Origin of the sequence: Aestuariivirga sp., assembly GCF_965227715.1 — a bacterium.
In the GTDB taxonomy this organism is placed as follows: domain Bacteria; phylum Pseudomonadota; class Alphaproteobacteria; order Rhizobiales; family Aestuariivirgaceae; genus Aestuariivirga.
Genome location: NZ_OZ245771.1, coordinates 4,106,422 through 4,125,618 on the forward strand (window position 1 = coordinate 4,106,422; position 19,197 = coordinate 4,125,618).

18 protein-coding genes and 1 pseudogene are annotated in these 19,197 nt (G+C 60.8%); 8 read left to right on the forward strand and 11 right to left on the reverse strand.

The window, feature by feature from the left end:
- Nucleotides 1–6: 6 nt before the first annotated feature.
- Complete coding sequence (locus ACO06F_RS19605) at nt 7–867, reverse strand: LysR family transcriptional regulator (protein WP_421694400.1); 861 nt, start codon at nt 865–867, stop codon at nt 7–9.
- Nucleotides 868–1,056: 189 nt separating this feature from the next.
- Here ACO06F_RS19605 and ACO06F_RS19610 point away from each other — a divergent pair, with 189 nt between their 5' ends.
- Nucleotides 1,057–2,574 (forward strand): MFS transporter, encoded by a 1,518-nt coding sequence (locus ACO06F_RS19610; RefSeq protein WP_394946487.1) that lies wholly within the window; start codon nt 1,057–1,059, stop codon nt 2,572–2,574.
- Nucleotides 2,575–2,613: 39 nt separating this feature from the next.
- Here ACO06F_RS19610 and ACO06F_RS19615 read toward each other — a convergent pair whose 3' ends face one another.
- Nucleotides 2,614–3,492, reverse strand: coding sequence for a LysR family transcriptional regulator (locus tag ACO06F_RS19615; RefSeq protein WP_421694401.1), 879 nt, complete (start codon nt 3,490–3,492; stop codon nt 2,614–2,616).
- Between the two features lie 101 nt (nt 3,493–3,593).
- On the opposite strand from ACO06F_RS19615, the gene gstA reads away from it, so the two are divergent.
- Nucleotides 3,594–4,211 (forward strand): glutathione transferase GstA, encoded by a 618-nt coding sequence (gene gstA, locus ACO06F_RS19620; protein WP_394946361.1) that lies wholly within the window; start codon nt 3,594–3,596, stop codon nt 4,209–4,211.
- A gap of 26 nt (nt 4,212–4,237) precedes the next feature.
- Here gstA and ACO06F_RS19625 read toward each other — a convergent pair whose 3' ends face one another.
- Complete coding sequence (locus tag ACO06F_RS19625; protein WP_394946360.1) at nt 4,238–4,825, reverse strand: TetR/AcrR family transcriptional regulator; 588 nt, start codon at nt 4,823–4,825, stop codon at nt 4,238–4,240.
- A 165-nt stretch (nt 4,826–4,990) separates the two neighbouring features.
- Between ACO06F_RS19625 and ACO06F_RS19630 the strand changes: the two genes are divergently transcribed.
- Nucleotides 4,991–6,139: an MFS transporter gene (locus ACO06F_RS19630; protein WP_394946359.1), complete on the forward strand. Its 1,149-nt coding sequence runs from the start codon at nt 4,991–4,993 to the stop codon at nt 6,137–6,139.
- 17 nt (nt 6,140–6,156) lie between these two features.
- Nucleotides 6,157–7,119, forward strand: coding sequence for a LysR family transcriptional regulator (locus ACO06F_RS19635; protein ID WP_421694402.1), 963 nt, complete (start codon nt 6,157–6,159; stop codon nt 7,117–7,119).
- 50 nt (nt 7,120–7,169) lie between these two features.
- Here the strand turns inward: ACO06F_RS19635 and ACO06F_RS19640 are convergent, their stop codons facing one another.
- The 4 genes from ACO06F_RS19640 to ACO06F_RS19655 all read right to left on the reverse strand — a co-directional run bounded on the left by ACO06F_RS19640 (nt 7,170) and on the right by ACO06F_RS19655 (nt 13,460).
- Complete coding sequence (locus ACO06F_RS19640; protein WP_421694403.1) at nt 7,170–9,659, reverse strand: DEAD/DEAH box helicase; 2,490 nt, start codon at nt 9,657–9,659, stop codon at nt 7,170–7,172.
- Nucleotides 9,652–10,638 (reverse strand): HamA C-terminal domain-containing protein, encoded by a 987-nt coding sequence (locus tag ACO06F_RS19645; protein WP_421694404.1) that lies wholly within the window; start codon nt 10,636–10,638, stop codon nt 9,652–9,654. The genes ACO06F_RS19640 and ACO06F_RS19645 overlap by 8 nt, the downstream gene beginning before the upstream one ends.
- Before the next feature lie 335 nt (nt 10,639–10,973).
- Nucleotides 10,974–12,791: a hypothetical protein gene (locus ACO06F_RS19650; protein ID WP_421694405.1), complete on the reverse strand. Its 1,818-nt coding sequence runs from the start codon at nt 12,789–12,791 to the stop codon at nt 10,974–10,976.
- 405 nt (nt 12,792–13,196) lie between these two features.
- Nucleotides 13,197–13,460 (reverse strand): helix-turn-helix domain-containing protein, encoded by a 264-nt coding sequence (locus tag ACO06F_RS19655; RefSeq protein ID WP_283481756.1) that lies wholly within the window; start codon nt 13,458–13,460, stop codon nt 13,197–13,199.
- 104 nt (nt 13,461–13,564) lie between these two features.
- Between ACO06F_RS19655 and ACO06F_RS19660 the strand changes: the two genes are divergently transcribed.
- The 3 genes from ACO06F_RS19660 (at nt 13,565) to ACO06F_RS19670 (ending at nt 16,418) form a co-directional block, all read left to right on the forward strand.
- Complete coding sequence (locus tag ACO06F_RS19660) at nt 13,565–13,864, forward strand: DNA -binding domain-containing protein (RefSeq protein ID WP_394946353.1); 300 nt, start codon at nt 13,565–13,567, stop codon at nt 13,862–13,864.
- 116 nt (nt 13,865–13,980) lie between these two features.
- Nucleotides 13,981–15,972 carry a conjugal transfer protein TraG gene (locus ACO06F_RS19665; RefSeq protein ID WP_421694406.1) on the forward strand — a complete coding sequence of 664 codons (1,992 nt, stop codon included), beginning with the start codon at nt 13,981–13,983 and terminating at the stop codon, nt 15,970–15,972.
- Nucleotides 15,973–15,980: 8 nt separating this feature from the next.
- Nucleotides 15,981–16,418, forward strand: coding sequence for a CopG family transcriptional regulator (locus ACO06F_RS19670; protein ID WP_421694407.1), 438 nt, complete (start codon nt 15,981–15,983; stop codon nt 16,416–16,418).
- On the opposite strand, the gene ACO06F_RS19675 is transcribed toward ACO06F_RS19670, so the two are convergent.
- From ACO06F_RS19675 to ACO06F_RS19690, 4 genes and pseudogenes are all read right to left on the reverse strand, one after another.
- Nucleotides 16,415–17,602, reverse strand: coding sequence for an MFS transporter (locus tag ACO06F_RS19675; protein ID WP_421694408.1), 1,188 nt, complete (start codon nt 17,600–17,602; stop codon nt 16,415–16,417). The genes ACO06F_RS19670 and ACO06F_RS19675 overlap by 4 nt on opposite strands.
- On the reverse strand, nt 17,526–17,801 hold the full coding sequence (locus tag ACO06F_RS19680; RefSeq protein ID WP_394946486.1) for a hypothetical protein: 276 nt from the start codon (nt 17,799–17,801) through the stop codon (nt 17,526–17,528). Before ACO06F_RS19680 ends, ACO06F_RS19675 begins: the two co-directional genes overlap by 77 nt.
- A 45-nt stretch (nt 17,802–17,846) precedes the next feature.
- Nucleotides 17,847–17,984, reverse strand: a pseudogene (locus tag ACO06F_RS19685) (MerR family DNA-binding transcriptional regulator); the annotation flags it as partial.
- A gap of 60 nt (nt 17,985–18,044) precedes the next feature.
- The gene (locus ACO06F_RS19690; protein ID WP_421694409.1) at nt 18,045–18,512 is read right to left on the reverse strand and encodes a carboxymuconolactone decarboxylase family protein; all 468 of its coding nucleotides are present in this window, start codon (nt 18,510–18,512) and stop codon (nt 18,045–18,047) included.
- 94 nt (nt 18,513–18,606) lie between these two features.
- Between ACO06F_RS19690 and ACO06F_RS19695 the strand changes: the two genes are divergently transcribed.
- Entirely contained in the window at nt 18,607–19,101 is a 495-nt protein-coding gene (locus tag ACO06F_RS19695; protein ID WP_113425178.1) for an RrF2 family transcriptional regulator, read from the forward strand.
- Nucleotides 19,102–19,197 lie beyond the last annotated feature (96 nt).

Sequence of the window (19,197 nt, forward strand, 5' to 3'; positions counted from 1 at the left end):
CGCCCGCTATCCGGCCATCGCGCGGTGCTCGCGAAAAGCCGCAGCCAATGTGCGCAATGCAGCGCGCGACTTGGGATCGGTGAGCGTCGAGTGCAGCACGATCTCGGACGAAGGCAGGCGCGGCAGCCTGAAGCGTTCGCCGATTTCGATGGTGCCGGGCGGCGCAAGGCGACAGGAAAAGATGGCCATGGCGAATCCGGCGGAAACAGCCGCCGCCACGGCCGACGAGCCGCCGCCGAGGAACACTTCCGTCCAGGCGATGCCAGCCTGGTCGAGGGCGCGGGTCGCGATATCGCGCACGCCACAGGAGGGCGAGAGGGCCGCCAGCCGCAGAGGCTCGCCCTGCCGATGCTCGAAATTCGGCGCGGCGAACCATCCGAAATGTTCGGGGCCGAGGACCTCGCCATCGCGTCGGTCGTCTTCGCGACGAATGATACAGGCGTCCAGCTCTCCACGATCGAAGGCGTCGAGCAGCGTGCGCGAGTTTTCCAGACGCACCTCGATGCGCAGGCCCGGATCATGCGCGTTGAGTTGCGCGAGAAGGGTTGGAAGCTCTGGACCTGCCACATGCGCGGCGATGCCGAGCCCGAAGTGTCGTGGAGTCGTGGAAGCGAGCGCCGACAGCGCGGCTTCGTGCGCGGCAAGAAAGTCGCGAGCCCGGTCGAGAAAGACGGCGCCGTGTGCGGAGAGCCGGACGTGGCGCGGCGTGCGTTCGATCAGCCGTTGACCGATCCTCTCTTCCAGGCGCCGCAGCTTGACACTGATCGCCCCTTGCGTGGTGCCAAGGGCCTCCGCCGCTCGCGTGAAACTCTGAAGGTCGGCGATGGCCACGAAAGCCTGGACCGACTCGACATCGAGGGATGCCATTTCGATCATCCGAATTTGTTGTCTCTAAAATACTCAGCCATATCATTCTTATATCGTCAAGTTTCGCCTACGATCAGGTCCATCAACAACAGTCGCTCGCAAGACTGCCGTGCCACCCCGGCTTCAGCCGTTGGGGGTGAACGGCCGCGCGCGGGACGCCGAGTGATCTCGGCGCTGAAAGGCCTGATCATGTCCTTTGCTTCCTCGCGGCAAGGTAACCTTGCCTTGGCCGCCATCTGCTTGTCGGCTTTGATGTTTGGCTTCGAAATATCCAGCGTTCCGGCGATCCTGCCGACGCTGGAGACAGTCCTTCACGCCGATTTTCAACAGCTCCAGTGGACGATGAACGCCTACACCATCGCCGTGGCGACGGTCCTCATGGCTGCGGGCACGCTGGCCGATCGCTTCGGGCGCAAGCGACTCCTCATCATCGCCATCGTTGCATTCGGCGGCACGTCCATCCTGTGCGGCCTTGCCCCCAACATGATGATCCTCATCGTCGGACGCGCGCTGCAAGGCGCGAGCGGCGGCGCCATGCTGATTTGCGGGATCGCCGTGCTCTCGCATCAGTTCAGCACGGCGGCCGATCGTGCCCGGGCTTTCGGCTGGTGGGGCATCGTTACCGGGTTCGGTCTCGGCTTCGGTCCGGTGATCGGCAGTGGGATCGCCGCCCTGATGGGCTGGGCTTGGGTGTTTTTGATCCACGGTTTCATCGCCGTGCTGACCGTCGCCCTGGCTTGGAGCGCTATCCGGGAATCGAAAGACCCCGAGGCCCGGCGCCTGGATCTCGCCGGTATTGCCACGCTGTCGCTGGCTGTCTTTTGCGTCGCCTACATCATCACTCAGGGGAGCGATCTCGGCTTCACCAGTCCGATCGCGCTGGCGATCATCGCCACGGCCACCCTCAGCCTCATCGCCTTCGTCATTGTCGAGCAGATCACGCCGCACCCGATGTTCGATTTCTCGGTGTTCCGGATCAGACCTTTCTCCGGGGCGCTGTTCGGCTCGATCGGCATGAACTTCAGCTTCTGGCCGTTCATGATCTATCTGCCGATCTGGTTTCAGGCTGGGCTCGGACTCGATGGTCTGACCGCTGGCCTTGCACTGCTCGCCTACACCCTGCCGACGCTCGTCGTCCCGCCCTTTGCCGAACGCCTCTCGCTACGCCTTGGCGCCGGCACCGTCATTCCGGCGGGACTGTTCGTGATCGGTCTCGGCTTCTTCATCATGAAGATCGGAGCAGGCGGTGGTTCGCTTGCCTTGGCGACGACGTTGGTCGGCGCATTGCTGGCCGGGATCGGCCTCGGGGCGACCAACACGCCGGTCACCAACACCACGACCGGATCTGTGTCGAGCGACAGGGCCGGCATGGCCTCCGGTATCGACATGAGTGCCCGGATGATCTCGCTCGCCATCAACATCGCGCTCATGGGCTTTGTCTTGGTCGACGGTGTTTTGAGGCGCTTGAGTGCGGTGTCCGGATCGTTCGATGCCACGCAACTTCGGCACGTCGCCGAACAGATCGCCGCCGGAAACGTCGGTGCTCTCGATCAAGCCGCTCCGGGAGTGTCGAAGGTGCTCGGTCCTGCCGCACTGGCTGGCGGCTTCGGTGAGGTGATGCTCTACGGCGCCATTGGTGTCTGGGTGCTGGCCGCACTCAGCGTCTTCACCTTCGGGAGGAGGAAAGATGTCGATGGCGCGTCATGAGGTTGGAGCCAGGCGGTCGGCCCGTCCGAGTGTCTTGCGCTATGCCGAGGTCGGCGCGGTCGAGCGACGTGCCACCTCGACGAACAGGTTTCCGGCCCGGGAGAGCGGTCGCACTGGCGAAGCGACGAGTCCGAACGCGCGATGCAACGGCGAAGCGAGCTTCGAAACCCGGAAGCCGCGGTGCTGTTCCGGCAACGTGGATTCCGGCACGAGGCTGACACCCGCGCCCTCCCGAACCAGGGCAATCGCGCTCGCCCAGTCGCGCACCTCGATCTCAACGTTCTGGAGCGTCAATCCAGCCGCGTCGGCAAGCGAGCGGGCGTTCGTATGGCACCCGCCGGTGGCGAGAACGAAGGGCGCGGCTGCCAGTTCGGCCAACGAGACCGAAGGTCGCCGTGACAGGGGATGCGCCGCCGGCAGGATCGGAACCCAGGCATCCCGCCCGAGCGGAACGGCGTTTCTGGCCGGAGACGGGTTGAGAACGACGCCGAGGTCGATCGATCCCGCCGCGAGCCATGCCTCCACTTCCATGTCGTCGGTTTCGAGTGGCACGAGGTCGATGCCCGGATGGAGCGTACGAAAACGCCGAAGCAAGGGCGGAAGGACAGTGGCGAAGACGCTTGGAAACCCCGCCAGACGGATGGCGCCGGTCTCTTCGCCGATCAGCGCCATCGCCTCCCTTTCGATCGCCTCCAGATGCGAGAGCGCCGTACGCGCATGGTCGAGCGTGCGCTCTCCGAAGGCGGTCAACTCGACGCCCCGCGGTTGCCGGACGAGCAGCTTCACACCGAGGCTCTCTTCGAGCGCGGCCAGGGCTTGGCTCATCCCCGATTGGGTGACCCCGAGCTTGTCCGCGGCTGCGGTGAAGCTGCCGGCTTCGGCGACGGCGATCAGGCTCTGGAGTTGGGTCAGGTTCATAGTAGGTGAGCTTATACCAAGAAAATATGGGAGTAATTTTTATTATATCATGGGACCTGCCAATTTGGGTGGCGATCTCCCCCGTCAGAGAGGCCCCGACAATGAAGCTCTATTTCGCCCCCGACACCTGTTCGCTCTCGCCGCACATCGTGCTTCAGGAACTCGGACTGCCCTACGAGCTGGTCCGCGTGAACAATCGGACGAAACGCACATCCACGGGAGAGGACTTCCTCGCCATCAACCCGAAGGGCTATGTCGCGGCACTCGAGCTCGAGACCGGCGAAGTTCTGACCGAAGGACCGGCCATCGTTCAGTATCTGGCCGACCTGAAGCCGGAGGCGGGATTGGCTCCGGCCGCCGGTACGCTGGCACGGGTTCGGCTGCAGGAATGGCTCAACTTCATCACCAGCGAAATCCATTCCGGATCGAGCCCGCTGTTCAATCGAGCCTTGCCGGAGGAGGCGCTGGCGATCTTCCGGGACCGGCTGTTCCGGCGCCTCGACTTCATCGAGGTGAACCTCGCATCTCGGGATTATCTGGTGGGCGACGGTTTCACGGTCGCCGACGCCTATCTCTTCACCGTACTCGGCTGGATGAAGGGGTTTTCGATCGATCTCGACCGTTGGCCGGCGACCGCTCGCCATATGCAACGGATCGGCGCGCGGGCGTCCGTCCAAGCTGCTTTGGCACGGGAGGCGGAGATTCCTCCCGTGGAATGATGAAGGACACGGGACGCTGGTTCCGGTTACTTCAACACAGCGAGAGCTGGGTCGATCAGCGCCTCCAGCTCCGCTCGCGAAGCGCCATCCCGTGCCTGGAAGGAGATCGCCTGCAGAACACCGTGATAGAACGCCGCGAGCTGCGCGACCTTCGTGTCCGTCGGCAGGTCCCCCTCGTGCGTACCGCGTTCAAGGCGTGCCGCGATCAACTCGACCGTCTTGCGGCGTGCCTGGAACAGATGCTCGCGTGCCGACAGGTTCTCCGGCAAGCAGTTGACGACGCCGAGGATCAGCAGACACCCGCCCGGCTTGGTCGACAGTGCAACGTCGATGCTACCCGACAGCATAGCTCGAATACCGTCGCGGACAGTGCCCGCGTCTTCAAGCACTCGCATGGGTACCGAGCCGACCGTTGCGACGTAGAGGTCAACCGCTTCCCGGAAGGCCGCTTCCTTCGTGCCGAACGCCGCATAGAAGCTTGGCGGCGTCACGCCGATCGCAGCCGTCAGGTCGTTGAGCTGCGCACCTTCGTAGCCCTTGGCCCAAAACACCTCCATCACCTTTTCGAGGGCGAAATCGCGATCGAAGCTGCGGGGGCGGCCACGGAGTGCCATGGGAGTCCTTTCTGTAGTCAGATTTATATAATTCAATTGACCCGCCTGGGCAAGCGCGATAGTCATTTCTATAATTTTGGCTATAGAAATGGAGCGAGGGCCATGTGTGGGGCGAGAGACGCCAATCCAGCATCAAGCCAAGATCGCATGCAGGGGCGTGAGGGGATGCCGTCGGTCGTCTATCTCCTCGGGTTGACGATCTTCGCGCTCACCACCTCGGAGTTCATGGTCGCCGGAATGATGCCGGCCCTGTCTGCGGCCTTCTCTGTTTCAGTGGCAGAGATCGGCTATCTGATCTCGCTCTATGCCCTCGGCATGACGATCGGCGGCCCGCTAGTGACGGCGTTGCTCCTCCGCCTCAACGCGCCGAACAAGCCCGCGCTTCTCGTTTTGCTCGGCCTCTATGTCATGGGCGGAGTGCTTGCGGCTCTCGCACCAGATTACGGCGTCATGGCGATCGCGCGGATCGTGACTGGCGCGGCCAGTTCCGCCTGCTTCGGCGTGGCACTGGCGATTGCCGCGGACTTGGTGACGCCACAGGAGAGAGGCCGTGCGGCATCCATTGTGCTCGGCGGCCTCATGCTCGCGCCGGTCTTCGGTCTGCCGGTGACGACGGCCATCGAGCAGGGCTTCGGATGGCGGTCGAGTTTTTGGAGCGTTGCCATCCTCGCCATGCTGGCCGCTGCTCTGGTTGCCGTCTTCGTGCCCGTCTCGAAGAGCCACATCGAGAATGGTCTCGGTGCGGAATTTGGTGCGTTGAGGAAGGGTCGCCTTTGGGCGGCCTATGCAACGAGCGGCCTCATCATCGGTGCCACCTTCGCCGCCTTCAGTTACGCGGTGCCGCTCTTCATCGACACGACGAGGCTGACACCGGCGACCATGCCGACGCTGCTTGCTGCCTATGGCGGAGCCAACGTCATCGGCAATCTCGTCGTCGGGCGTTTCGCCGACCGCTATACGATTCAGATCCTGCTTGGCGGACTGACAGCCCTTGCGCTGGCACTGATGACCTTCGCCGTTTTTGCCGCCGACCGTTACCTAGCTGTCTCGGCCTTTCTGGCTATTGGCATCGTTGGGGTGCCGATGAATCCCGCAATGGTCGCGCGCGTGATGCGGATCGCGCATCCGGGGGCTCTGGTGAACACGGTCCATACCTCCGCCATCACCGCCGGCCTCGCGTTCGGTGCATGGGCGGGGGGCGTCGGGATCGATGAAGGCTATGGCCTCACCGCGCCGCTGTGGGTCGGCTTCGCGCTTGCCCTATTCGGTCTATTGAGCCTTGCACCTCGTCGCGTTCGATCGATGGGCGCATAGGCGGGATCGGAGGTGCTATGCGGCGACGAGCGCACAATGGCCAGGAGGTTGTTGATCAACAGAATGCACTGTTGAGAGGCCGCATCCCGCTCGTGGCGCTGATCCAGACGCTGTCCGTTGCCGAGTATCTGAATTTTCGCCACGCAGCGAATGCTCTCGGCGTCAGCCAGTCGAGCGTAAGCACCAGGATCAAGACGTTGGAAGAGGATCTCGGCGTTGTTCTATTCGAGCGCCGCCACCGTGGCGTCCGCCTGACCGACGCCGGCAGCAGTTTCATCACGGAAGTTGCCGCGGGGATCAGCCATCTCGATCTTGCGATCAAGACCGCAGGGGCGGTTCTGAACGGCGCGATTGGTCACCTGTCGATCGGCCTCCTGTCTTCGATCGCTTCGGGCTTTCTGGCCGATCTGCGCCGCCGGTATCGAGACGAGCATCCGGAGATCGAACTCGATATCTTCGAGGGACGTTCCGACGAGATCATTCGTCAGGTCCGCGAGGCCAAGCTCGATATCGCCTTCGTGGTTGGGGCCGTAGAAGCACCCGACTGCCATTCACGTCAGCTATGGTCGGAAGCCTTGATGGTCGCGTTGCCGCAGAGTCATCCGTTGGCGCGCGCGGAGCACCTCGTATGGCGCGACCTTGCCGCGGAAACCTTCCTCGTCCGACAAAGCGGAGCCGGTCCCCAAGTCCTGGACCATATCGTTCGCAGACTCGTCGAACGAGAGAAGTCGCCACGCATTCGTCGGTGCGATGTCGGCCGAGACACGCTGATGCACCTGATTGCAGATGGCGAAGGGATCACGCTGACGAGCGAAGCCGCTGCTTGCGTTCCTTTGCCGGGCGTTCTGTTTCGGCCTATTGCCGATGAGCCGGACCGCGCCAGATTTAGCGCGGTCTGGTCGCCGCACAATCGTGGTCCAGCCCTCAGACATCTGCTTGATCTCGCTACCGAGATGAACAGACTGCGCCCACCCGGTTGAGACAGGCGGAATAGTCAAAACACCAGTCGCCTTATTTCCTTAACGGACGCCTAAGGCAATTCTAGTGTGTCTAGGTCCTGACGCTTTATCCAGGCCTTTGCTGCCATCTGTGTCATGTCCTGCTGACGCGGAAGACCACTCAACTTTCCTGCTGTGAACCGTGAAAGCCCGAGGCCCATGAAGCTAATCATTGTTGGGGAGCAGGCGCCCACCTCCAGATACATCGGCACAGCCGGTATGGACGCAGTCAGCTCTTCCATACCCTTGTTTCTGAGCAGAAGTTCGAGAACCGCGTTGTAACATGAGAACAGGCGCACATACTTGAAGCGAAGATCGCTTTCTATCTCTGTCAGCGCATTACGAATGACCGTTGGGTAGCTGGGCGACTGCCCTTTCTGGACCTTGTAATTGTAGCTTGCATCGATAATACGCGGTAGAGGATCCCCCTTCATCCACCGGAGAGCGATCTGTGCGTAGTATTGCTCCGATCTATCTGACGAGGGATACTTGAGAATTTCAGAATGGCATCGACGGATAGCGCTGAGATATGATTGATAGGCACCGCTATCGCGCGGGTGCTTTGGAATGATATAAGAGGGTCCCTTCTTGGCAAGGCTTGCTTCCAACCTGTTATACAACGACTGCTGGCGGTGTATGGCGACTGTGGGGGATGCCAAAAGCGTCTCCCTCCCAATATCCTTGCCGGCTACTGATTGAGCGACCGCTTGAGTGAGCTGCTTTGCCGGTTGCGACGTTACATCCAGCCCAAGCTTGGAAAGCGTGCTCTCCAGGCGGCCGTCGAAATGGTCGCAAACAAGTTTTACAAATGTATTTTCAAGTTCATCCGGCTTATCACGGTCGGGTATGCGCTCTGGATCATTAATATATGCGATGAGTTCTTCCACGCGCGAGACGACATGATCCTCGATCGAGGGTGTAATTTCTGTATCCTTTGGTCCGGTTATCGGGTCAGATCTCCAGCCTGCATAATCGATCAAAAAAATGTTGCCAGAGAACTCTTTGCCCATACGTCCGGCGCGCCCTGCAAGGTTCCAAAAGTCGTTGGAAGATATGGGCTGGTTCGGCCCCCTTTCCGGATTGTGAAGAAACAGGTTTTGCGCGGGTAGATTTACGCCGTAGAGAAGCGTGCTTGTCGTCACCAGATGCTGAAGATGACCCTCACTAAAAGCATCCTCGATTGCCTTGCGCACTAGTGAGGGTTGGCGACCATAGTGATAGCCAACGCGACTCATAACATTCTGTGCAAGTGGGTACTTCTCATGCACAGCTTCCTTGATGAATGCCGACAGCTCCTGCAAATGGCTCGTAGATTCAGTTTCGCGGTCCGCTAACCCAAAGGCAACCTGTTCGCATTCGGCAGGCCCGAGGGCGTAGATAAGGTTTTGCCCTCCAGTGCCCAACCTGAGAGCCACGTTCACCAGCTTGCTTCGATGGTCAGTTAACGGTTGCCCGCAATCCACTTGCCCGAACGGGATCCTGTTACCGTCGGCCAGTAGAGCAAGCTTCGCGTAGCTCGGACGCATATCATCGCAGTCAACGAAGATGATATTCTGAGTAACCGATGCTTCTTCAGTTCGCACCGGTGAAAGTACAGATCCGAGTGGCCTCGCCAGACGGGCGGGGTTGCTCAGGTTTGGGCCCGCGAAAAGCAACTGCATACGGCCGTTACGTTCCAGGGCCTCCTCAATGACAGACGACAGAAGTACCCCGCGCGGACCGTCACCGATGCTTTGCGCTTCATCGACCACCATTAGTTCGAAGGCTAAACCCTGATGTGCGGTCTGTAGTAGCTGCATACGCTCCTGAGTAACGACATACGCCGCCCGCTTCGGAAGATCGCTCCCTGTTGGAACAGGTGTCGTCAGAAGCTCAACGTCTAAATTCGACGCTGAGAGCCAGGCGGACACATCGTCCGATACCTGATTAATAAGTGCTCGTGTCGGCACCAGAAACGCCACGTTGTTCGCGGTGCCTTCAAGTAGAACTTTCTGGGCGTAAGTTTGAAGGACAAACGATTTCCCAGCCGAAGTTGGCGCGGATACCCCGACATTCTCGCCACTTGTTAGACGTGCCCAAAGCTCAAACTGAAAGTCAGTAAGAGCAACGTCGCGTTCCGCGAGGCGTATTGTGTTTATGTCGGCGCGATCGCGGGTCTCTACGTATGAGCGAACAGGAAGTCCTGTCTCTGCAACGTCAAATCGGCGTCGTGCGTAAGCAAGGGCTGGAAAATTGCTGAGGCGGCTCAGAACGAGTAGTAGCGCATATCGTGCGCCGGGGAATTGAGCTGGCATCTCGGCAGCCGCTGTAGCGATCTGGTAAGCGACCTGCCTGTGTTCGAGTGACGACGACGCGGAAAGCGTCATTGAGCACTTCAGAAGGCGCACCATCGCGTCTTCGGAGATCCCTCCAGTGGAAACAGGCGCAACGAAACGATGACGAAGAATCATCTCTCGCAGCTCACCAACCTCCTGGTGAAACTTCTCATGGCTCCAGATTCGGCTGGACAGATCTTCAATCATTTGGCCACCCAATCTTGGTCTGGAATTTATCTCGGAACTCCTGAGCAGAAGGAACGGGTACTAGGAAGAACTCAAAACGGCGCAAGGATAATCCCTTCGCCTCGATCTTTGTTTTTATGTCGTTAGTGAACGACTGGACCGAAGCACTTACCGCGCTTACGTATGCGGCCTCAATATCTTCGTCGGACTGTTGCGGATCGGCCTTGTGGTCAAACTGGTGGACCAATAGGCAAGAAAAGCAGGGCACTCGGTTGAGCGACGCCTGTGAATACGGGTCCAGGTACTCAAGAAGAGCTTCCTTAGCCCCGTCGGTCATATGCGCTAAATCAGAGTAGCTGGAAATAATGTCGAGCTCACGCTTTTCCTGCCCGTCTTTGATGAACTCGTCGATAGACGAAAGTGCACTACCAAGAGCACCGTCGAGCGTCTGATGCGCTTTTGACTCACCCCAGAACACATATAGTTTTTTGCTGGCGTCGTCGTAACGCGCGTGGATTCCATCCGTACCGTGGACAGGCATGTTGTTGTTGGTCTTTAAATACATCTTTGAAACAATTTGCGGGGCCTTCAGGATCCACTCGTTCAAGATATACAAAAGAATCTCGGCTGCCTCACCCGATCGGTGACTGCCTTTCTTGGCTTTGATGAATAGAGATTTGGCCTTGTCGGCAAGCTCGGAGGCAATGCGTCCGGCTGCAACATGGTCGCCGCGGATGAACGCGTCTTGAGCAGCTTTGATGGCGGAGCGCGGAAGACAGAACGGAACGATATGGCTTGCCAGCACGTCGATAAAGTCATCGATCGTTTGCACGCCGGCTTGGAAAGACACGTAGCTGCATCGCACTTCGATCCGCTCACCACACACAGTGGTGTCAAAACTCAGATGACGAAGTCGACTTTCAAGATGCGTGAAATTACCAAGCAGCAGCTCGAGTTGCTGCCCTAAATCCATAGTCCCGAAGCCCTCCCTTTCAGACATCCTTGTTGTCATCTATGCGGCTGTGGACAGTTTATGGCCAATTTAGCCACCAGAGTCCAAGGCTCGCCGTCAAAGCCCCAATATGAAATAAAGCGCACTCTCAATACATTTTGGAGGCCATGCGAATCGCGGCCCCGATACGTCTGAATAGTAGGCAAGAGCGGGAACGCAAAGCTAGCAGCTCCTGTCGTCAGCGAGGGCGATCGATAGCCGATGCCGCGCATCCCGTGATGTCCCAAAGCCGCTGCCGCCGATGCCAAGCTATGTGCTATAAAACGCTCTTCTGTGACTCATAGCTCTCCGAGCTGATGGCATACTGCGCGGGCCAGGGGGGCTTATGGCTGGCAGACGACAGCGCCGCTCGCGCCGACTTCCGCGCAGGCCGAGAAGAAGGATTGCAGCAGCCAGTAGAGTTGGACGAAGGACGGCGCTGGCTTTTGGCCGCTCTGTATCGTGGCAAATGCGTTCGCGATCGCCTGACGACTGAGCGACGAGGTCACAATAATGGCGCGTCGGCGCGCATCGGGCGCCGTTCTTGCGCTACGCAGTGCGACCGCGAGATCAGCAGCATTCGAGCGTATCGTCCGTTGAATCTGGGTTTCCTGACCGGGTGCGCTATAGGTTGAGCCCCACAATCCCAGCTTCGCGGCGAGCCGTTCTTCAGGAAACATCATGTTGCCGAGGTTCTTGATCGCCTGGCTGACCGAGACATGGAAGGGGCTGGCACCGAGAGATAGCGCGCCGTGCTTTGCATGGTAGAACGAGATTTGCGTGAGCCCTGCGTCGTTAGAGACGCCTATGAAATCAGCCCACTCGTCGCCGAGATCGTCGCACAGCAGAATATGGTCGGCAGCGGTAATGTGATCGACAATCACCCCGAAACTGGAAGTACCGTCGAACGCGGTCTGTGAGGCGGTGAATGTCCCTTTCTCACTTGTGGCAGCCGCCAGCGGCGCGCTGGCAGTGAAGTAGCGCAGAAATGCTTCACCCCCGTCCAGAAGGGTTTCGTCCCGGAACACCTGGCCATCGATGTAAGCCAATCGCACATCATCAAACAGAACGATGAGTGCATTAGTTTCGTCGAGATACGCGCGCAGGGTCTGGCGGTCGTCGTCTTCACCAAGCGTCTTGCCGGAGCTTTCCACATAGACGTCAGATGCCGGAGGCAAGGACAGGGACCGAAGAGCGATACGATTCTTGTTCAGGCTGATCGATGCCGCCTGATCGCCGGTTGCCGGATCGCGTGCCATTCTGACACGATCATCCCCTTCGATGTTCATCGGGCGGTCAAGGCTTGCTATCACGGCCGTCAGTTCGTTCGCAGAGAGTTCGACTGCCGCATCGCCGTCTAGGCGGACGAGCCTGATGCCCGCCTCATCACTGCCTACGGCGTCGGATAACTTGTTCGTATCGATCGCCATGACCAAGGGCGCTGACGCGGCCAGGGCTTCGGTCAGTGACACCGGTCGGGCAAAGGACCTGATAAACGGTGAGACGTGCGCATTTTCCACACGGAGCGCATCGATAACATTCTTGGCAAAGGTCACGACGGCGGGAAGATCGGCACGCGTCGAGCGAATGCCAATGCGCCCGGTGCTCGGCGTGGCCGTGCTGTGCATGCCGTTCGCGACTACGCTGTAGGTGCGGGGTGCATATCGCCTGCTTCCTGCCGGTCCAACGACATTGGCGAGATCCGACGCCTCAAGGGTCTTGGCGCGCATTGCGTAAGGCGAGATGGACATGTTGCGCATCGTCATGCGCTGAAAGATCGCATCTGCTTTGGCGATCGCGCCTTCGACGCGCGCCGTCGCAACCGCCGAGAGATGCGCTGTCTTGAATGAGGACGGAAGGCTCAATCGGGATGAAAGGACCGCTGCATAACCCTGATACTCGATCAGCAGCAGAAATCCGCAGAGGCTCTCCCGGATCGCGGTCGTGTCCTTAAGAAATGAGGGCGGGCTCTCATATCTGAAGCACACCGCAGACCAGCGAGCGCCGTCGAGCTGCTCCCGCGTGTGCTTGAACTCGTTATGTACTGTCACGCTGTGACTGGCGCGCAGCTTTATAAATACATCGTCGATAACCTTGTCTGACAGTTTCTTCCGTATTGAATAGAAATTGGCAGAGGTTGCGACGGAAAGGTCGTCTATCATCTTAGGTCTCCAACCTAAGCATGTAAAATATGCGCATACCCCCCATAGAGTCGAGTCCTGAAAGGGGGGGAACCTGTCGTCGAACCCGAACTGCGCTCCACGCTGGCTTCCCGCCGAGCCCTTCGCCAAAACGGACCGCCTCAAGACGGCCCCATTCAGCCGCAGCACAAATAGCGACCGCATACCGATGTTAAGCAGGGTTGCTTTTTGCCCGATACGCAAGAAACCAACCCGGCCCGATTTGACTGATTGCTTCAGAAGCTCGCCCGTCTCAATTCCAAGCGCTTCCAAAGTCTGCCCAAGAACCGCGGTGCTGGCGGAAACGTCGATGCCCTCGATCGCGCGGATATAGCGAGTGCTCAGGCCGGACCGTGGCCATCAATCCAGCATTGCCTTGGCGCGAACTTACTTCCCGCGTCGCGAAGGCTTTGCCACAGCGGGCTCGATTCTGGCCAGAAGGTCCGCGGTAGGTATGCCCAAGGCCGAAGCAATGTCGACGAATTCAATGACATCAATCCGTCGCTCTCCATTCTCATACTTGGCAACGAAGGACTGCGGTTTGCCCAGCGCATCGGCCAACTCCGCCTGGGTCAGTCCAGTGGCCTTACGCGCTTCGACGAGGAGGGACTGAAGAAGTATTTGTCGAGGCGTGCGCAAGGATTTCTGCATTCGGGATGGCTCTCCATTGAAAAAGAGGAGCCATTCCGGTAATCCTGATACGGGATTATCCCATTTCAGGTTTTTTCTGCCGAGGTCCGAGGGAGGGCAGTGCGATGAGGGTGCGACCGGAGCTTGACCCCGACGTCGACGATCTCGCTCCCAGCGAGCGAGAAATCACTGCCTACGACGAACGGCACTTCGTGACCTATCTGCGGCTGCTTGATGCCGAGACGGATGGAGCCGATTGGACCGAGGTAGCTCGCATCGTTTTGCACCGTGATCCGACATCGGAAACGGGTCGAGCCCGGACCTGCTGGCAAAGCCACCTTGCCCGTGCGCGGTGGATGACCAAGACCGGCTATCGCAAGATATTGGAACAGGCGGCGGCCGAGGCGCGTTCGGCGCGGCACTGACCATCCTTTTTCTTCGCCGTGGTATCCGAAACCCCGGTGTTTCGGATTTCCTGTTGCTTGTGGCTGATGCGGCTATTCTCTGATCGGCTCCGTCTCTTCTGCCGATTGGAGCCTCTATGTCGGGAAGCCGTGTCCTTTGGGGACAAGTCGCCGTCGTTCTAGTGATCGTGCTCACCGCCATCTGGTGCGCGACGGAGTGGACGGCGTGGCGGCTCGGCTTTCAGGGGCAACTCGGCACGCCCTGGTTCGTGGCGGCGGGCTGGCCGATCTACTATCCGCCGCTCTTCTTCTGGTGGTGGTATTGCTACGACGCCTATGCGCCGCCGATCTTCATTGAGGGCGCCTGCATCGCCGTGTCGGGCGGCTTCATCTCGATCATCGTCGCCATTACCCTGTCGGTGATCCGGGCGCGGGAGGCGAAGAACGTCGCGACCTACGGATCGGCGCGATGGGCGGAGCCGGAGGAAATCCGCGCTGCCGGATTGCTCGGCCCCGATGGCGTGCTGCTCGGCCGGCTCGATGGCGACTATCTACGCCATAACGGCCCGGAGCATGTGCTGTGCTTCGCCCCGACGCGATCGGGTAAGGGCGTTGGCCTCGTCGTACCGACGCTGCTGATCTGGCCGGGCAGCGCGATCATCCACGACATCAAGGGCGAGAACTGGGGCCTGACCGCCGGCTTCCGGTCGAAGCATGGCCGCGTGCTGCTGTTCGATCCGACCGATCCGGCGTCGTCGGCTTACAATCCGCTGCTGGAGGTGCGTCGCGGCGACAAGGAAGTCCGCGACGTGCAGAACATCGCAGACATTCTCGTCGATCCAGAAGGCGCACTCGACAAGCGCAACCATTGGGAAAAGACCAGCCATTCGCTGCTGGTCGGAGCGATACTCCACGTCCTCTATGCCGAAGCCGACAAGACGCTGGCCGGCGTCGCCAACTTCCTCTCCGATCCGAAACGCCCCGTCGAGGCGACGTTGCGCGCCATGATGAACACGCCGCATCTTGGCGAAGCTGGCGTCCATCCCGTCATCGCATCTTCGGCCCGCGAGTTGCTCAACAAGAGCGACAACGAGCGGTCTGGCGTGCTCTCCACCGCAATGTCGTTCCTCGGCCTGTACCGCGACCCCGTGGTGGCGAAGGTGACGGCGTGTTGCGACTGGCGCATTTCTGATCTGGTCGCGGGCGAGAAGCCGGTCAGCCTCTATCTCGTCGTCCCGCCTTCAGACATCAACCGCACCAAGCCGCTAATCCGGCTGCTGCTCAATCAGGTCGGGCGGCGATTGACCGAAGACCTGAAGACATCGGCCAACCGCCATCGCCTCCTGCTGATGCTGGACGAGTTTCCGGCGCTCGGCCGTCTCGACTTCTTCGAGAGCGCACTCGCCTTCATGGCGGGCTACGGCATTAAGTCCTTCCTGATCGCACAGAGCCTCAACCAGATCGAGAAAGCCTATGGCGCGAACAACAGCGTGCTCGACAACTGCCATGTGCGTGTCGCCTTCGCCACGAATGACGAACGCACCGCCAAGCGCGTGTCGGACGCTCTTGGCACCGCGACCGAGATACGCGATTCCACCAACTATGCCGGCCATCGGCTGTCACCCTGGCTCGGCCATCTCATGGTGTCGCGCCAGGAAACGGCGCGGCCGCTGTTGACGCCCGGCGAGGTGATGCAGCTTCCACCTGCCGACGAACTGCTTCTAGTCGCGGGTGTGCCGCCGGTCCGGGCGAAGAAGGCGCGCTATTACGAGGATGCTCGTTTCAAGGAACGTATCTTGCCTCCGCCGAAGGCGACGACAGCGGCGGCGCCGGCAACACAGTCCGCGGATGATTGGTCGGCGCTGGCGACCCCGACGGCATCGGCTGGAGCAGCACCCGGCAAGGGGAATGGCGCGAGCGCCGATCCGGCCAATGCCGGCATTCGCCGTGAGCCGGAATTGCCCGAACATGAGGAGATCGCGCCGCCCGAGCGATCGCCCCTCAGCGAGTTCGATGTTCTCGATGACGATCCCGATGTGGACGCCGCCCGGGCCAGCCGTCTTCGCCAGCAGGTCACATCGAATGCTCGGCAGGCGACGATGGACCCGGCCGATGGCCTCGACTTGTGAGGGTGGCCATGCAGACCAAGACCCGCATGAATGTCTATTTCGACCCTGACCTCCTGAAGAAGGTCGAAGCGCTGGCGCTTCGGCGCAACATCTCCAAATCCGCCGTGATTGAAGCCGCCGTCGCTTCCTTCCTGTCGGCGGATGCGTCCGAGCGACTTGAGGCCGTGTTCGCCCGCCGCATGGACCGGATCGGCCGCCAGATCGATGGGCTCGACGAAGACCTCGCCATCGTCGGAGAGACGCTCTCGCTATTCATCCGTTTCTGGCTGACCATCACGCCGCCATTGCCCGACAGCGCGCAGGCATCTGCAAGGGCGAAAGGCGCAGAGCGCTTTGAGAGCTTTCTGCAAACTCTTGGGAGGCGGCTGGCGACTGGGGACCGCTTTTTGAAGGAGCTGTCCCGCGATGTCGACGCGAACCAAGAGCCCACGAAGGCGAGCACTTAACTCGCCTCACATGGGAGGGCCTTCGTTCGGGACTGTCGGTCGACGAGATTGACCCCTAGCGCCGCGAGCGTGCAGACGCCGAGCAGAATGGCTGCATTGATGGTGTCCCCACCGCCGATCCAACTCGCGACGACCGGCGCCAGCACGAGCAGCGCGCCGTTGTTCATCGATTCCGATGACGCCAGCACGAAGCCGGCGTCCGAGCCGGCCCGGCTCGCCTGAATGACGGTGTTGGCGGGTGCGGCGAGGCCCGAGGCAAAGCCCCAGAAAGCCAGAAAGCCGATCGCCAACGCAAGGCTCGAGTCGATCGCCAGGAAGGCACTCTGCGTTACGAAGATGAGGGCGATGGCGAAGATGAGGATGGTCTCTGGACGTCCGGCCCACGCAGTGAGGCGCCCGATGGCGAGATTGCCGGCCGCGAGACCGATGCCGAAGGCGGTGACCGAGAGCCCGACCATGCTGGTCGAAAGACCGTAGCGGTTGCGCAGAACCTCGCCGGAGATCAGAAACCCGGCAATAGTTGCGCCGAGCCAGAAGCCCTTGGAGAGGTTGGGCCTGAGGATTGCGCCATCGAGCAGGCGGGCTGCCGAGGCTTTGAGCGGTCGGCCTTGCCGCGCAACAGACGGCGGCAGGATGCGCGCGGCCAGCACTGGAACGGCGAGGCAGCCGCAGGCGACGGCGATGAACGGCGCCTGCCAATCGAAGGCATCGGTCAGAAGTCCCGCGAAGGTCGGCCCGGTGGCGATGCCGAGGGTCAGGCCGAAGAGGACGAGGCCCATGGCGCCGGCTTGGCGATCTTCGGGAACGGTCTCGGCGATCAAGGCGAAGGCGGTCGGCGTCAGGGCCGCCCCCGCTGCGCCACCGAGAATGCGGGCGATGATCGCGAAGGTGAGCGACGGCGCGAAGGCGACAGCCAGCGCGTCGGCGGCAAAGAGCGCTAATGCTGGGAGAAGCAGGCGCCGCCGGCCGATCCGGTCGCTGAGGAGGCCGATGAGCGGGGCGAGCACGGCGTAGGACACCGCATAGGCCGATACGAGCCAGGCGATATCGGCGGGTTTCGCCGTGAAAGCCGACGCCAATGGCGTCAGCATCGGCGCGAGCATGAACTCAACCGCGCCGACGAAATAGACCGCGAGCGCCAGGGTGGCGAGGATGAGCGAGGGCGATGGGGCTGTTTTCGGCATGGGCAAGCGTCTCCGGTACGCTGATGTCGTCCTGACCGGAGGCCGCCTTCAGGGTGATGAGAAGCTTCTGGCGACGGGTTTCGAGATCGGCCATCTGCCGTTCGATCGCCTCGAGCTTCAACCGATGTGCAGCGGCCACCTTCGGACAGGCGGTGACCGTGGCGGGATCGTCGACGATGCAGTTGAGAAAGGTTGCGATTTCCTCGGTGGTGAAGCCGAGCCGGATCATCCGGCCGATACGGCGCACCAGGAGCACGTCGGCTTCGTCGAAATCGCGATAGCCGTTCTCCTCGCGGGTGGCGCGGATCAGGCCGACCTTCTCGTAATGACGGATGGAGCGCACGCTCGCCCCCGTCCTTTTTGCAACGTCTCCGATCTTCATCCGCCCTCCTGCTGCATCTCGTAACCCCTGACATCAATGTCAGGGTCAAGAGGCAATCGATCAAGGAGCAACCGCGTTCTTTTCCGTGCTGACCGGGTGCTGCATGCGGGAACTGACCGCGATGCGATTCCAGATGTTGATGGTTCCGATGGCGATCGTCAGCTTGGCGATGTCGGCCTCCGAGAAGACGGCGCGGACGGTTTCAAAGGCGGCGTCGGGAATGCCCGTCTCGGCGGCGAGCGTCACGCTCTCCGTCCATTCGAGAATTGCCCGGTCGCGCGCGTCGAAGAACGGGGACTCGCGCCAGACGGCGACGAGATGCAGCAATTGGGTGTCCATCCCGTCGGCCAGAGCGTCCTTCACATGCAGGTCGACGCAGTAGGCGCAACCGTTGATCTGAGAGGCGCGCAGCTTGACGAGGTGAAGCGTGCGCTTGTCGAGACCCGACTTGGTCACGGCACCATCGAGGGCGCGGACGGCCTGATAGAGCTCCGGCGCCAGCGCGGCGATGTTCAGTCTGAAATGCATGTGAGCCTCCTGTATCGAATGGAGTTGGCTGAGAATCGTGGATAATATATATCCATGATTAGGGCGCAATCCAAGAACGGAACGGGAGAAGGCGATGCGGCGCATGAGCGACGGGGTGGAGGCGGCGCTGCACTGTGCCTTGGTGCTGGCCGGATTGCGGGAGGGCAAAGTGCTTCCGGGCAAGAGTCTCGCCGAATTGCACGGCGTTTCGGAAACCTATCTTCTGAAGCATCTGCGGGCGCTCGCTGCGGCTTCCGTCATTGATGCCGTGCCGGGGCCGCGCGGCGGCTATCGGCTGGCGCGCGACCCGGCGCGCATCACGTTGCTCGACATCGTCGAAGCGATCGACGGACGGGAGCCCGCCTTCGTCTGCCGCGAAATCCGCCGGCGCGGCCCCGGCAAGGCGAAGGACCCGTGCGTCTACAAGGCGGACTGCTTCATCAAGACCCGCATGATCGCCGCCGAGGAAGCTTGGCGGGCTGTCCTGAAACAGCAGACCCTTGCCGATCTCGTTGCCGACGGAGCCCAATTGATCGACGCGCACAACAAGAAGGCGGTGGCGACCTACGTCGAGAACGCACAGCGCTGAGCGATATCGACCGGCCGACAGCGAATAACCAATCCCGCCAATCACCGCCTTTTCTTCGCCAAGGCCGCTCGTCATCAAATCCTTGTTGAATCAGCC